Origin of the sequence: Terrirhizobium terrae (genome assembly GCF_030323265.1) — a bacterium.
Taxonomy (GTDB): domain Bacteria; phylum Pseudomonadota; class Alphaproteobacteria; order Rhizobiales; family Rhizobiaceae; genus Neorhizobium.
Genome location: NZ_CP104992.1, coordinates 1084817 through 1098228 on the forward strand (window position 1 = coordinate 1084817; position 13412 = coordinate 1098228).

A 13412-nucleotide genomic window follows, 5' to 3' on the forward strand; every position below is an offset into this window, starting at 1 on the left:
TGAAGCAAATCGAACCGGGTCACGTCAAGCCGGACGTGGACCCGGAACCTCGAAAATTTCACCCGGCCGCATCGGCCGGAACCGCTCTTGGGCAATGCCACGGGCGTCGAGTGCCGCATGCAGCGCATCGACCGGCTGCTCGATGCCCTCGTCCGTCAGCTTCACTGTTCCCCAGTGATGACCGGCAACGAAGGAGGCGCCGCAAAGTTGCATGCCCTCGACCGCCTCTTCCGGGTTCTGGTGCTGAGGTTTCATGAACCAGCGCGGCTCATAGGCGCCGAAGGGCAGGTTGGCCAGTCGGAACGGCCCATGCTTCTCGCCGACGGCGCGATAATTGATCCCGTCGTGAAAGCCGGTATCGCCGATATGGTAGATCTTTCCCGCAGGCGTCTCGAACACGAAGGCTGCCCAAAGCGCCTGACGCCGGTCGCCCAATCCCCGCGCCGACCAGTGATGGCAGGGCTCGCAATGGAAGATGACGCCCGGCCCGACCGTCTCGCTTCCGCCCCAGTCCATCACCGTGACCCTAGCATCCGGCACGCGTGTGCGAATAATCGCATCATTGCCGAGCGGCGTGACGAAATGCGGCTTGTCGCGCCCTTGCAGCACCCAGAGCGTTTCGAGATCGAGATGGTCATAATGGTTATGCGTGACCAGCACGATATCGATCGGCGGCAGATCACCGATGCGGACGCCCGGCGGATTGACCCGCTTCGGCCCGGCAAAGCTGAAGGGGCTCGTGCGCTCCGACCAGACCGGATCGGTCAGAATATTGAGGCCCGCCACCTGGATCAGCATCGAGGCGTGGCCGATCATCGTCACTACGATGCGATCGCCGGTGACGCGTGTTTCCGGCACCGCCTGCGGAAACGGGCTGGCAAACGTATCCGGCCAGGGAATATTGCCGTTGCCGAATTTCCAGCGCAGCAGATCGAGCCCACCGCGCGGCTCTTCACCACCCGGATTGAAGAAATGCGTCCCGTCGAAATGATCGGAAACTGGACCGGAATAATACTTGTTGCCAGCCATGGCACTCCTTGCCGTAACACCGCCGGCAAGCGTGGCAATGGCTACAAGACCGGTCCATTTGAAAAATGCGCGTCTGTTCATAGAACTTGTGTAACAGGAGGTTACGTCAAGGGGAGATAGCCGATGCGCAAGATGTGAACACGTTCACGCGACCTCGATATCCGTCCGCGAGAAATCGTCGCCGACATATAACAGCGGGACTTTCAGGTTTTTCGCCGCGGCATAAGCAAAGCAATCGCCAAAATTGAGTTTTGCCGGATGGTCGACGAAGCGACCGTAAGTCTTTGCGGCATTGAGCGCAGTCTCGTGGAGGCCGACAGGGAGATCGATTTCGGTGGCGTTGATGCTTGCCATGAAAGCGGTCACATCCTGTCGGGCCTCTTCGATCATATGCGGCGGTGTGGGGCGTTGGTCACCATGAACAGTGATGGCATTCTTGCGCGCGATGGCGATGACGGCCTCGAAGACTGTAATTGATGAATAGCGGATAGGACTACGGGATGCGGATATTTTCGAAAGCAGCTCAGCCGCATCATTCTCACGGGTAAGGATAGCGACAACCGCGGACGCATCGAGAAACATCACTCGCCCCACATTTCGTCCATATACGCTTTTTCGTCGAACTCGACATTGAATGGGCCCATCCTTGCAGCCACCCGGTCCTGAATTCGCCTGACTCGCTCTTCGACAGAAAGCACTTCGTCCGCCTGCTTCAAAACGCTTTCCAGCGCCACGCGCACTGCCTCCGTCTTGGTCTTGGTACCAAGCCGTCGCATGACTTCATCAGCCAGCTCGTTGACCTTGGGATCGCGTATATAAAGAGACATGGCGTTGCTCCACCCACAAGGAACCAAATGAATATTCAATATAGTCCAAATGAATATTCTCGCAAGCAACGGCAGCGCCTTGCTTGAGGCTGCACTGCGCCTATTTAGGCCATGCATATTCCCGGCGCTCAGAGCGCAACAATTAATGGACAGATAATGAATTTTCTCAAGACAATGATGATCGCCGGCGCAATTTCGCTATTCGCCACTGTAACTTCCGCCCAGGAAATCCCCGCGCCGGTCCACGGCGTAACCTTCGATGAATGGGCTTCTGCAGCGGCGCGCCTTTCCAACAAGACCAGCGAAGACGACGTGCTGAAGACGCTCTCGATCGACAAGCAGCAGTTCGAGGAGGTCAACGAGACCTTCACCAAGGCCTTGAAGGACGACAAGGACTTCAAGCTGATCACCTATTATGGCCAGGCCTTCAGCAACCTGAATGCCGGCCGCTTTGCCGCCAGTACGCAGGAAACGAAGCGTAAGCTTGCCAGCTTCGACGATTATGCCCGCGTCACCGGTCACATGGAGGCCGCCACCGATGCCGGCATCGATCCGCAGAAGGTTCTGGAAGAACATGGGCTGACTGTCTACGAATATAGCCAGGACGGCGCTTACTGGATCGGCCAGTTGCGTGAAAGAAGCATGTCGGGCAATTCGGAAGCCGCGAGCCTGAGTAGCGGCATAGCGAGATACAAGGCCGAATACGCCGCCCGCTACGCCAAGAAGTGATCCTCCGGGGCCGCCCTCGCTGGACGGCGGCCCAAACCGCCGGCAAAACAGCCCGCGGACCTTGACTCTCCGTCCCATTTCCTGTTTAAGCCCGGCGATCTGCTGACAAGTTACAAGACTTGGAGCCACCGACCGGGACCCCTCGAGGTATAAATCGATCCCGGAGGTCAACATCCGACAGCGCGTTGCGCCCTCGGGTGCTTTTTGGCTTTGCCCGCGTTTGGGCGTCTTGTTTTTGCCGGCAAAAGACCCGACGTTTCTGAGACCTCCCCGGAAGCGAAGAAGGAAGACACGATGTTTGAAAACCTCCAGGACCGTCTTGGCTCCATTCTGAATGGACTGACCGGCCGTGGCGCATTGAGCGAAGCGGATGTGTCCGCCGCCCTGCGCGAGGTTCGCCGCGCGCTCCTGGAAGCCGACGTGGCGCTCGAAGTCGTGCGCGCCTTCACCGACAAGGTCCGTGAAAAGGCGGTCGGCGCCGAGGTCCTGAAGTCGATCAAGCCCGGCCAGATGGTCGTCAAGATCGTCCATGACGAGCTGGTCGAGATGCTCGGCTCCGAAGGCGTCGGCATCGATCTTCACGCAGCCGCCCCCGTCGTCATCATGATGGTCGGCCTGCAAGGCTCGGGTAAGACGACCACGACCGGCAAGATCGCCAAGCGGCTGACCGATCGCGAGAAGAAAAAGGTGCTGATGGCGTCGCTCGATACGCGCCGTCCGGCAGCCCAGGAACAGTTGCGCCAGCTCGGCGTCCAGACGCAAGTCGACACGCTGCCGATCATTGCCGGCCAGTCGCCGACCGATATCGCCGCCCGCGCCGTGCAGGCAGCAAAACTTGGTGGCCATGACGTCGTCATCCTCGACACTGCCGGCCGTACCCATATCGACGAACCGCTGATGCAGGAAATGGCGGAGATCAAGCGGAAGTCCAATCCGCATGAAATCCTGCTCGTCGCTGACTCTCTGACCGGTCAGGATGCCGTCAATCTGGCGCGCAATTTCGATGAGCGCGTCGGCATTACCGGCCTCGTCCTGACCCGCATGGACGGCGACGGCCGTGGCGGTGCAGCGCTGTCGATGCGCGCCGTTACCGGCAAGCCCATCAAGCTGATCGGCGTCGGCGAAAAGATGACGGAGATGGAGGAATTCCATCCCCGTCGCATCGCCGACCGCATCCTCGGCATGGGCGACATCGTCTCGCTGGTCGAGAAGGCCGCCGAAAACATCGACGCGGAAAAAGCCGCTGCGATGGCCAAGAAGATGCAGTCCGGCAAGTTCGACCTGAACGACCTGTCCGAACAGCTGAAGCAGATGAAGTCGCTCGGCGGCATGGGCGGCATCATGGGCATGATGCCGGGCATGGCCGGCATGAAGGACAAGCTCGCCGCATCCGGCATGAACGACAAGATGTTCGACCGCCAGCTCGCCATTATCTCCTCGATGACCAAGGCAGAGCGCGCCAACCCGGACATGCTGAAACACTCCCGCAAGAAGCGCATCGCTGCCGGCTCGGGCACGGATGCTGCGGAAATCAACAAGCTTCTGAAAATGCACCGCCAGATGGCCGACATGATGAAAATGATGGGCGGCAAGGGCAAGGGCGGCATGATGAAGCAGATGATGGGCGGCCTTGCCTCCAAGATGGGCATGGGTGGCCTTGGGGGCGGAATGCCGGACCTGTCGAAGATGGATCCGAAGCAGCTTGAAGCCCTGCAGAAGCAGGCGGAAGCAGCGGGCCTGAAGCCGGGCGGCATGCCGGGTCTTCCCGGCGGCGGCCTGCCCGGCGGAATGGGCGGCCTTCCTGGTTTGGGTGGAGCCAAGCTCCCCGGCCTCGGCGGTTTCCCGGGCCTGCCGGGCAAGAAGAAGTAAGGAGCAGCGACGATGGTTGACCCCGAGATCAAGGCCCGGCTTTCGAGCTACCGCCAGTCGATCGACAACATCGACGCGGCTCTGGTGCACATGCTGGCCGAGCGCTTTCGCTGCACCAAGGAAGTGGGCGTCCTGAAGGCCCAGCACGAATTGCCGCCGGCAGACCCGGCGCGCGAGGAATACCAGATCGACCGCCTCCGCCGTCTGGCGAAGGAAGCCAATCTGGATCCGGATTTCGCCGAGAAGTTCCTGAACTTCGTCATCAAGGAAGTCATCCGGCACCATGAAGCCATCGCCGCCGAACACGGCGGTGCGAAATAACAGCATGAACCGAGCCCGTCTGACGGCGGCCTCACACAAACCGCGGCCCGCCGAAGGCGGCCCGTAACACCAAATGGCCCACCGGATGGTGGCCCCAAACAAGACCCGACCCGCCCGAAAGCGGCCATCGGCAACCAAGGAGTAAAGCAATGTCCCTGAAGATCTGTCTCGCTCGCGGCGGTTCCAAGAAGCGCCCGTACTACCACATCGTCGTTGCCGACGCCCGTTCGCCGCGTGACGGCCGTTTCCTCGAGACCGTTGGTTCCTGGAACCCGATGCTCGGCAAGGACAACGAAAAGCGCGTTGAGCTGAAGGCCGAGCGCATCCAGGAATGGATCGCCAAGGGCGCCCAGCCGACCGACCGCGTTCTGCGCTTCCTCGCTGACGCCAACATCGCGACCCGCGAAGCCAAGAACAACCCGGAAAAGGCAAAGCCGGGCAAGAAGGCTACCGAGCGCGCTGCTGAAAAGGCTCAGAAGATCGAAGACGCAAAGGCAGCTGCTGCCGAAGCTTCCGCAGAATAATAGCTGCGACTTCATGACGGACGGGCGGTGCGGTGACGCGCCGCCCGTTTTGCTGTTTGCATTTCGTGGCTGTCTGATTAAATGAGCGCAGCCAAATGGAAAGATCGGATGACAAAGCTCGAAAACCCCATCCTCATGGCGACGATCGGCGCAGCCCAGGGCCTCAGGGGCGAGGTGCGTGTCCGCTCCTTCACCGATGATCCGACAGCGCTCGGTGACTACGGCAATCTCTATGCCGAAGACGGCCGGGTTTTCGAGATCCTCGAGATCCGTGAGGCGAAGACCGTCGTCATCGTTCGCTTCCGCGGGATCAACGACCGCAATGCCGCCGAAGCCCTGAACGGCCTTGAACTGTTCGTCGAACGGGAGAACCTGCCGGACGAGGAACTGGAGGAGGACGAGTTCTACTATGCCGATCTCGAAGGCCTTGAGGCCGTCGACGCCAGTGGCAAGAGCTACGGCACGGTCAGCGCGGTCTTCGATTTCGGCGCCGGTGATCTTCTGGAGCTTAAAGGACCGGGCCGCCGCCCTGCCCTCATTCCATTCTCCGAGGCTGCTGTTCTGGAGATTGACCTGGAAGCACGCAGAATTCTCATCGACCCCGAGGCCGCCGGCCTGATCGAGAACCCCGACGATGACGCGAAGGGTTTCGGTCTCCCCCCAAGGGCAAGTCCAGGGACAAGGAATGACCTTCCGCGCGACGATCCTGACGCTCTACCCGGAAATGTTTCCGGGCCATCTTGGCCACTCGCTTTCCGGCAAGGCGATGGAACGGGGCGACTGGTCGCTGGACACGGTGCAGATCCGTGACTTTGCCGGAGACAAGCACCGTACGGTCGATGACACCCCCGCCGGCGGCGGTGCCGGCATGGTGCTGAAACCGGATATCCTGGCAAGCGCGATCGACAGCGTTGCCGCCGACACACGGCCTCGCCTGCTGATGAGCCCGCGCGGCAAGCCTTTGACCCAGAGCCGAGTGCGTGAACTGGCGGACGGCGAGGGCGTGGTCATCGTCTGCGGCCGCTTCGAAGGCGTCGACCAAAGGGTGATCGACGGACGCCAGCTCGAGGAAGTCTCGATCGGCGACTACATTCTCTCCGGCGGCGAACCGGCGGCATTGACGGTCCTCGACAGCATCATACGCCTTTTGCCGGGCGTCATGGGCAATGTCCATTCCGGCACCAACGAGAGCTTTGAGCACGGCCTTCTGGAGCATCCGCATTACACCCGCCCGGCAGTTTTCGAAGGCCGGGAAATCCCGCCAGTGCTGACTTCGGGCAATCACGCCGCGATCGAGAAGTGGCGGCTGGAACAGGCACTGCGCCTCACCGAACAGCGGCGGCCCGATCTGCTGACCGGCGACTGAGCAAGGCAAACTGCTCGCCTGGCGCTTCGCTCGGGCTCAGGAGGCTTGTTACCCAGTCACGAAATAATAGACCGTCAGCGCCGTGCCCACCGCCACCACGCACCAGCGCAGCACAGTTTGCGGCACGCGACGGGCAAGCCACACGCCCGAATAGCCGCCGAGCGCTCCGGCCGGGATCATCACCAGCGCCTGCGGCCATGCCACCACGCCGCCGCCGATGAAGACGACGATCGCCACGGCGGCAATCAGCATGGCGAAGAGGTTCTTCATCGCGTTCAGATGATGGTAGCTCCCGCCCGTCGTGATCCCCAGCACCGCCAGCATCATGATGCCCATGCCGGCGCCGAAGAACCCGCCGTAAATGGCGTTCAGAAACTGGCTGATGATGCTCGTCGGCGTGCTCGCGCTGTGCTCCGCCGTAACCTTCGGCTTCAGCCATGGGCCGGCGGCGAAGATCGCGGTCGCCGCGGCAAGCAGCCACGGTACCAGCGCCCTGAAGGACGGATTGTCAAGCGACAGCAGGATAAGGGCGCCGGCGAGCGCGCCGAACAGCGAAACCACGCCGAGCACGACGACGCTGCGCCAGCGATGCATGATCTCTGCGCGATAAGCGAGCGTCGATGTCACGTAACCCGGAAACTGGACGATCGAGGACGTGGCATTGGCGGAAATCGGCGGAATGCCGGCGATCGTCATCGCCCCGAAGGTCAGGAACGTTCCTCCTCCCGCTATGGCGTTGACGGCGCCCGACAGGAAGCCAGCCGCGGCCAGCAGCAGCATCATCGTTATTGTCATTGGTGTTTCCTCTTCCCGAAAATCGGGATATCTGCTTCCAGCCGGTGCATCAACGGCCTTTGGCGGCAAAAAATCACGACAACGGGATGACAAATGCTCGGGCTTGGTGTATTGCCGCCCGCGGAAATGGGATTATTCCCGTCGACCAGCAACAAAGAATGGCAGAATCCGCCTGCCGCAAGGCGCGTCGCGAGGCCCTCGGATGAGGTGACCAAGGACGTTGGCGCTCTGGCTGTTTCAGAAGAACTGAAAAGGTTTGACCGATGAACATCATCCAGCAGCTGGAAGCCGAACAGGCAGCCAAGATCGAAGCTCAGCGCAAGCTTCCTGAATTCTCCGCCGGCGACACCCTGCGCGTCAACGTACGCGTCAAGGAAGGCAACCGTACCCGCGTACAGGCTTACGAAGGCGTCTGCATCGCTCGTTCGGGCGGCGGCATCAACGAGAGCTTCACCGTTCGTAAGATCTCCTACGGCGAAGGCGTAGAGCGCGTATTCCCGATCTACTCGCCGCTCGTCGAAAGCGTCGAAGTCGTTCGCCGCGGTAAGGTCCGTCGCGCGAAGCTCTACTACCTGCGCGATCGTCGCGGCAAGTCGGCTCGTATCGTCGAGAACACCGGCACCCGCGCCCGCAAGCTGAACGACGCCGAGCGCGCCGCCATCGCTGAGGAAAAGGCACGTCTGGAAGCCGAAAAGGTAGCAGCAGCACAGGCACTGGCCGCCGAAAAGGCAGCTCAGGAAGCCGCTGAAGCCAAGGCCGCTGAAGAAGCAGCCAAGGCAGCAGAAGGTTCTGCTGAATAAGATCTGCCGTTACGGCATGAGAAAAGGCGGGCCTAGGCCCGCCTTTTTGTTTGTCTCCAGTCGCCTCGCGACTACCGGGTGCCCGTGCTTGCTGCGGGCGGGACATCATCGGAATGCCGGGCCAGCATCTGGCCGACGATGATGACCAGCACACCGGCCGCGGCAAGGCAGGCCGCGAGGAAGAACATCGGCGCGATATTGCTGCCCGTCGCATCATTGATCCAGGGCACGACGTTCTGGGCGATGAAGCCACCGAGATTGCCGACCGAGTTGATTGCCGCAAGACCGGCTGCCGCACCCGCCCCCTTCAGGAAGCGCGACGGCAGACTCCAGAACACCGGCTGACCGGCAAAGATGCCCGCGGCCGCAATGCAGAGGAAGGCGAACTGCAGCACCGGCGAGGCGACGAGCACGGACAGCGCCAGGCAGGCTGCACCGATAAAGGCCGGGCCGACGATATAGGGCGTCTTCTTCTCCGTCTTGTCGGCAGCGGCCGGCACGACCCAGAGTGCGACTGCGACGATCAGCCAAGGGATGATGTTGATGAAGCCATTGGTCGTGTTCGACACACCAAACCCCTTGACGATGGTCGGCAGCCAGTAGCTGAGGCCGTAGGCGGCGAGCGGGAAGCCGACATAGCAGAGCGACATCAGCAGCACGCGCGGATTGATCAGCGCCTTGAAGCCGTGATCGGCATCCTTTTCCATGCCCGCATTCTCGCGCGCCAGACGATCCTTCAGCCAACGCTTCTCGTCGTCGCTGAGGAACTTCGCCTTTTCCGGCGTATCATCGAGATAGAGGAGCGTCACGATACCGGCAATCACGGCCGGAACGCCGGTCGCCAGGAACACCCATTCCCAGCCCGCAAGACCAAGGAAGCCATCGAGATCGAGCAGGACGCCACCGAGCGGCGCACCGATCGCGTTGGCGAGTGCGCTGAAGATCATGAACAGTCCGACCATGCGGCCGCGATAGTCCTTCGGGAACCACAGCGTCAGCAGGTAGAGTACGCCCGGGAAGAAGCCGGCCTCGCAGAGACCGAGCAGGAAGCGCAGGATGTAGAACATCGTCATGTTCTGCGTGAATGCCAGCGCGATCGTCACCAGACCCCAGGAAACCAGGATGCGGGCAAACCAGACGCGCGCGCCGAAGCGGGTCAGGAAAAGGTTGGCCGGCACCTCGAAGATGAAGTAACCGACGAAGAACAGTGACGCGCCGAGGCCATAGGCATATTCGCTCATGCCGAGCGCATCGACCATCTGCAGCTTCGCGTAACTGACATTCTGCCGGTCGATATAGGCGATCAGATAAAGCAGCCCGAGAAACGGCATCAGACGCCAAGTGATCTTCGAGATCAGTTGTTTTTCGGAAACCAAGGCATTCCTCCCGGCCTTGCGGCCAATCCCTTAACTATCCGGGGAAGTAGGTGCGGCGCAGCATGCGGCAAGGGGTCGCACCTCCATGGCGAGCAACAGGCAGTGATTGTGATCGCTGGTTTTGCTTGCCATCGCCTTGAAATTGGAGAGAGTTGTCGGGGAAACCCTTTCCGAGGATCGCCCTGATGCTGACCAGACGCACCGCCCTTGCCGCCATCGCGCTTATCGCCCTGGCTCCCACCGTCACGCTTGCCCAGGCGCTTCCCGACCTGAAGGGCCGTACAGTGGTGGTCGTGACCGAAAACGCCTATCCACCGCTGCAGTTCGTCGATCCGAAATCTGGCAGCGCGATCGGCTGGGAATATGAAGCGATGAACGAAATCGCCAAGCGGCTGAACTTCAAGGTCGAGTACCAGAACGTCTCGTGGGATGCGATGATACAGGCGGTGTCCGACGGACAATACGACATCGGCATGACCGGCATCACCATCAAGGATGACCGCAAGGAGAAGGTGGATTTCTCCGATCCCTACATGCGTTCCGAACAGTTCATGCTGGTGCGCGGCGACGAGACCCGTTTCACCGATGCCGAGAGCTTCGCCAAGGTCGAGGATGCGCTCATCGGCGCCCAGCCGGGTACCACGCCCTTCTACACCGCCGTCTACTCGGTGCTGGACGGCAACGAGCAGAACCCGCGGATAAAACTGTTCGAGACCTTCGGCGCCACGGTGCAGGCGTTGAAGACCGGCGATGTCGACACGGTGCTGACCGACGGCACCGCGGGCAAGGGATATGTCGATGCCTCCAATGGCGGCCTCAAGCTTGTCGGCGGCCCGCTCGGCACCGAGGATTTCGGCTTCATCTTCAAGAAGGGCTCGGATCTCGTCGCACCGGTCAACGCCGCGATCGCAGCGCTCAAGGCGGACGGCACGCTCGACGCGCTGAACAAGAAGTGGTTCCTCGACTACAAGATGGGCCAATGACGGCCAGGCCGCGGAAAGCCATAGCCTGATGGGCTTCCAGACCCTGCCGGCATCGAACGGCGATGATGATCGCCCCTGGTGGCTCTATGCCTTGATCCTCATCGGCCTGGCGATCGCCGCCGTGATCGCCATCAATGATCTCTACGCCCAGGTCTTCACCGTGGTTTCGCGCGGCATCTGGGTGACGATCTTCGTCACAATCGTCGCCTTCGCGCTCGCATGCGGGCTCGGACTGCTGATCTCGCTTGCCGGCCTGTCGGACAATATCGTGCTGCGTCAGACGGCGCGTTTCTATGTCGAGGTCGTGCGTGGCGTCCCGATCCTTGCCCTGCTCTTCTACATCGCCTTCGTCGGCGCACCCGGCCTCGTCAGCCTCTATAACCTCATCATCACGCCGCTGGTCGAGGGCGGCTGGATGGAGCCGGCACAGGTTCGCGACCTGTCGCTGATGTGGCGGGCGATCATCGCGCTGATGATCGGCTATTCCGCCTTTATTGCCGAGATCTTTCGAGCCGGCTTCCAATCCGTCGACCGCGGCCAGATCGAGGCGGCCATGGCGCTTGGCCTCACCCGCTCCCAGCGGTTTCGGCTGATCGTCTTTCCCCAGGCGATCCGGGTGATCTTCCCGCCGCTCTCGAACGACTTCGTCTCGATGGTGAAGGACAGCTCGCTCGTCTCGGTGCTCGGCGTCGCCGATATCAGCCAGGCCGGCAAGATCTATGCCTCCGGCTCGTTCCGCTTCTTCGAGACCTATTCGATTGTCGCCTATATCTACCTGATCCTGACGATCGGTCTGTCGATCATGCTGAGGAAGGTCGAGAAACGCATGCGCGAGAAAGGGACACGCCGATGACTGAACGCAAAAGCGAGGGCCTCGCCAAGGTCTACGCCTCGAAATCGGATGCCGAACTGACATCCGCCTATGCCACGTGGTCGACGGATTACGACCGGGAAAACCTGTCCTCGGGCTATAACCTGCCCTTCATGATCACGGCATGGGTCGCCCGCTATCTCGCTCCTGATGCCGGGCCGCTACTCGATGCCGGCTGCGGCACCGGCCTGTCCGGCCCCTATCTCAAGGCACTCGGCTACGCCACCGTCGAGGGCCTGGACTTTTCCGAAGAAATGCTGGCGCTGGCGCAAAAGCGCGGTGCCTATGACCTGCTCCAGCGCGCGACGCTTGGCGAGGAACTACCCTGGCCGGACGCCCATTTCTCGGGCTTCCTGTCCACCGGCGTGTTCACGGAAGGTCATGCGCCGGCGAAAAGCCTGTTCGAACTTTGCCGCATCACCCGTCCCGGCGGCTACGGCATCTTCACCGTGCGCGACAAGGTGTTCGATGCCGGCGGTTTTGCCGAGGTCTTCGCCGAACTGACAGCGCTCGGCGTCTGGCAGGCGGTCGAGGAAAGCCCGCTCTGGCGCTCCTACGCGATCGACGAACCGGACGTGCTTGTCAGGACATATGTCTTCCGGATCAACTGAGATCAGGATTCCTGATCACGAACCGGTCGCGGCCGGCAGCCTTCGCCTGGTAGAGCGCCTCGTCGACGGCCCTCAGCAGGCCGAGCCTGTCGGAGCCGGCATCCGGAGCGAGGGCGACCCCGATGCTGAGCCTTGCGCTGAGCAATTGGTCACCCACGACGAAGGGGCGGCGGAATTCGCCGAGCAGCCGTTCGCACAATCCGGAAAGCGCTGCGACATCCGGCGGATCCGGCACGAAGATGGCGAATTCGTCGCCGCCCATGCGCACTACCACATCCTGTGCCCTGAGGCACTCGCTGATGCGCTTGGCGGCATAGGTCAGCACCTCATCACCGGTATGGTGGCCATAGCGGTCGTTGATCGCCTTGAACCCGTCCATGTCTAGGTAAAGCACGCCAAAGCCTTGCTGCGACGATAGGGCGTTGGCAAGCATCACGTCGATCAGGGAAACCAGCGCCGACCGATTGTAGAAGCCGGTCAGCGGATCGGTCATCGCAGCGAGCTTCAGCTTCTCCTCGGCGAATTCCATCAGGAAATTGGCCTTCTGCAACCTCAGCAGGCCGCTCGCAACATCGGCGAACTGCCTTAGCTGACGCAGCTCATCATCGGTGAAATCCCGCGGCGTCGTATCGATCAGGCAGAAGGCGCCGACCGGCAGCTCGGGATCGAGCGATATCGGCGCGCCGGCATAGCTGCGAAAATGCGGCTCGCCCGTGACGAACGGCATGTCCCGCAGCTCGGGATGGCGCGTCATGTCGGGTATCACGACGACTTCGTTCTCGAACACGACCCGCGAGCAGATCGACGCATCGCGCGGGCAGGCATTGATATGAATGCTGCCGACCTGGCAGGTCACGCGCTGCCAGTCCTCATCGACGATATTGACCGCTGCGACCGGGCTGCCGAACACGTCCTTGGCGAGCTGAACCAGAGACGTGAGCTCCGGCGTGGAATAGCCATCGGGAGCGATCAACGCCCGGACGGATTGCAGGCGTTCAGCTTCATTGACAGGAAGCTGGACTGTGAGAGCCATAAGCTCCTCCTTGTTTTCCATCCGCGGCGACGCCAACTATGGCCTCGAAGGTTATGCAGGTTTACGAACTTTAGGCTTGTGGCATGCACACCCTTTCCAGACAATTGCCGCGACCTAAAAAAACTGCTATGGCAACGCCCATGGGATCGAAATTCGGATGCCTCGCGAACAGATTTATCGTGCTGCAGGACCACAAGCGTCTGCCGGCACGTTTCTTCGCGCGCGTCTCCGGTGCGCTCAACAGCCGACTTAGCTGACGGCCGCATTTGCGGCCCGTG

General features: G+C 61.3%; 15 protein-coding genes and 1 pseudogene. 10 read left to right on the plus strand and 6 right to left on the minus strand.

Annotation, left to right across the window (positions count from 1 at the left end):
- Positions 1 to 24 precede the first annotated feature (24 nt).
- From N7E02_RS13345 to N7E02_RS13355, 3 genes are all read right to left on the minus strand, one after another.
- On the minus strand, positions 25 to 1110 hold the full coding sequence (locus N7E02_RS13345) for an MBL fold metallo-hydrolase (protein WP_286582438.1): 1086 nt from the start codon (positions 1108 to 1110) through the stop codon (positions 25 to 27).
- Between the two features lie 63 nt (positions 1111 to 1173).
- Positions 1174 to 1611 (minus strand): type II toxin-antitoxin system VapC family toxin, encoded by a 438-nt coding sequence (locus tag N7E02_RS13350; RefSeq protein WP_286582439.1) that lies wholly within the window; start codon positions 1609 to 1611, stop codon positions 1174 to 1176.
- Positions 1611 to 1856 (minus strand): type II toxin-antitoxin system VapB family antitoxin, encoded by a 246-nt coding sequence (locus N7E02_RS13355; protein WP_286582441.1) that lies wholly within the window; start codon positions 1854 to 1856, stop codon positions 1611 to 1613. Before N7E02_RS13355 ends, N7E02_RS13350 begins: the two co-directional genes overlap by 1 nt.
- Positions 1857 to 2012: 156 nt before the next feature.
- On the opposite strand from N7E02_RS13355, the gene N7E02_RS13360 reads away from it, so the two are divergent.
- The 6 genes and pseudogenes from N7E02_RS13360 (at position 2013) to trmD (ending at position 6665) form a co-directional block, all read left to right on the plus strand.
- Complete coding sequence (locus N7E02_RS13360) at positions 2013 to 2585, plus strand: DUF6620 family protein (RefSeq protein WP_286582443.1); 573 nt, start codon at positions 2013 to 2015, stop codon at positions 2583 to 2585.
- 294 nt (positions 2586 to 2879) lie between these two features.
- On the plus strand, positions 2880 to 4454 hold the full coding sequence (gene ffh / locus N7E02_RS13365) for a signal recognition particle protein (protein ID WP_286582445.1): 1575 nt from the start codon (positions 2880 to 2882) through the stop codon (positions 4452 to 4454).
- Positions 4455 to 4466: 12 nt separating this feature from the next.
- Positions 4467 to 4775: a chorismate mutase gene (locus tag N7E02_RS13370; protein WP_286582446.1), complete on the plus strand. Its 309-nt coding sequence runs from the start codon at positions 4467 to 4469 to the stop codon at positions 4773 to 4775.
- A gap of 149 nt (positions 4776 to 4924) precedes the next feature.
- Positions 4925 to 5299, plus strand: coding sequence for a 30S ribosomal protein S16 (gene rpsP, locus N7E02_RS13375; protein WP_286582448.1), 375 nt, complete (start codon positions 4925 to 4927; stop codon positions 5297 to 5299).
- A gap of 108 nt (positions 5300 to 5407) precedes the next feature.
- Positions 5408 to 5962, plus strand: a pseudogene (gene rimM, locus N7E02_RS13380) (ribosome maturation factor RimM); the annotation flags it as partial.
- Positions 5963 to 5984: 22 nt separating this feature from the next.
- On the plus strand, positions 5985 to 6665 hold the full coding sequence (trmD, locus tag N7E02_RS13385) for a tRNA (guanosine(37)-N1)-methyltransferase TrmD (RefSeq protein ID WP_286582449.1): 681 nt from the start codon (positions 5985 to 5987) through the stop codon (positions 6663 to 6665).
- 48 nt (positions 6666 to 6713) lie between these two features.
- Here trmD and N7E02_RS13390 read toward each other — a convergent pair whose 3' ends face one another.
- Positions 6714 to 7460 carry a sulfite exporter TauE/SafE family protein gene (locus tag N7E02_RS13390; protein ID WP_286582451.1) on the minus strand — a complete coding sequence of 249 codons (747 nt, stop codon included), beginning with the start codon at positions 7458 to 7460 and terminating at the stop codon, positions 6714 to 6716.
- A gap of 263 nt (positions 7461 to 7723) precedes the next feature.
- On the opposite strand from N7E02_RS13390, the gene rplS reads away from it, so the two are divergent.
- Entirely contained in the window at positions 7724 to 8260 is a 537-nt protein-coding gene (gene rplS, locus N7E02_RS13395) for a 50S ribosomal protein L19 (RefSeq protein WP_286582456.1), read from the plus strand.
- 71 nt (positions 8261 to 8331) lie between these two features.
- Here rplS and N7E02_RS13400 read toward each other — a convergent pair whose 3' ends face one another.
- Positions 8332 to 9636 (minus strand): MFS transporter, encoded by a 1305-nt coding sequence (locus N7E02_RS13400; protein WP_286582457.1) that lies wholly within the window; start codon positions 9634 to 9636, stop codon positions 8332 to 8334.
- A 185-nt stretch (positions 9637 to 9821) separates the two neighbouring features.
- Between N7E02_RS13400 and N7E02_RS13405 the strand changes: the two genes are divergently transcribed.
- Genes N7E02_RS13405 through N7E02_RS13415 form a run of 3 tightly spaced genes read left to right on the plus strand, consistent with a single transcriptional unit; the run spans position 9822 to position 12101 of the window.
- Entirely contained in the window at positions 9822 to 10619 is a 798-nt protein-coding gene (locus tag N7E02_RS13405; protein ID WP_286582459.1) for a transporter substrate-binding domain-containing protein, read from the plus strand.
- Between the two features lie 28 nt (positions 10620 to 10647).
- The gene (locus N7E02_RS13410; protein ID WP_286582461.1) at positions 10648 to 11472 is read left to right on the plus strand and encodes an amino acid ABC transporter permease; all 825 of its coding nucleotides are present in this window, start codon (positions 10648 to 10650) and stop codon (positions 11470 to 11472) included.
- Positions 11469 to 12101: a class I SAM-dependent DNA methyltransferase gene (locus tag N7E02_RS13415; RefSeq protein ID WP_286582464.1), complete on the plus strand. Its 633-nt coding sequence runs from the start codon at positions 11469 to 11471 to the stop codon at positions 12099 to 12101. The genes N7E02_RS13410 and N7E02_RS13415 overlap by 4 nt, the downstream gene beginning before the upstream one ends.
- Here N7E02_RS13415 and N7E02_RS13420 read toward each other — a convergent pair.
- Complete coding sequence (locus N7E02_RS13420) at positions 12094 to 13134, minus strand: sensor domain-containing diguanylate cyclase (protein WP_286582467.1); 1041 nt, start codon at positions 13132 to 13134, stop codon at positions 12094 to 12096. The genes N7E02_RS13415 and N7E02_RS13420 overlap by 8 nt on opposite strands.
- Positions 13135 to 13412: the final 278 nt, after the last annotated feature.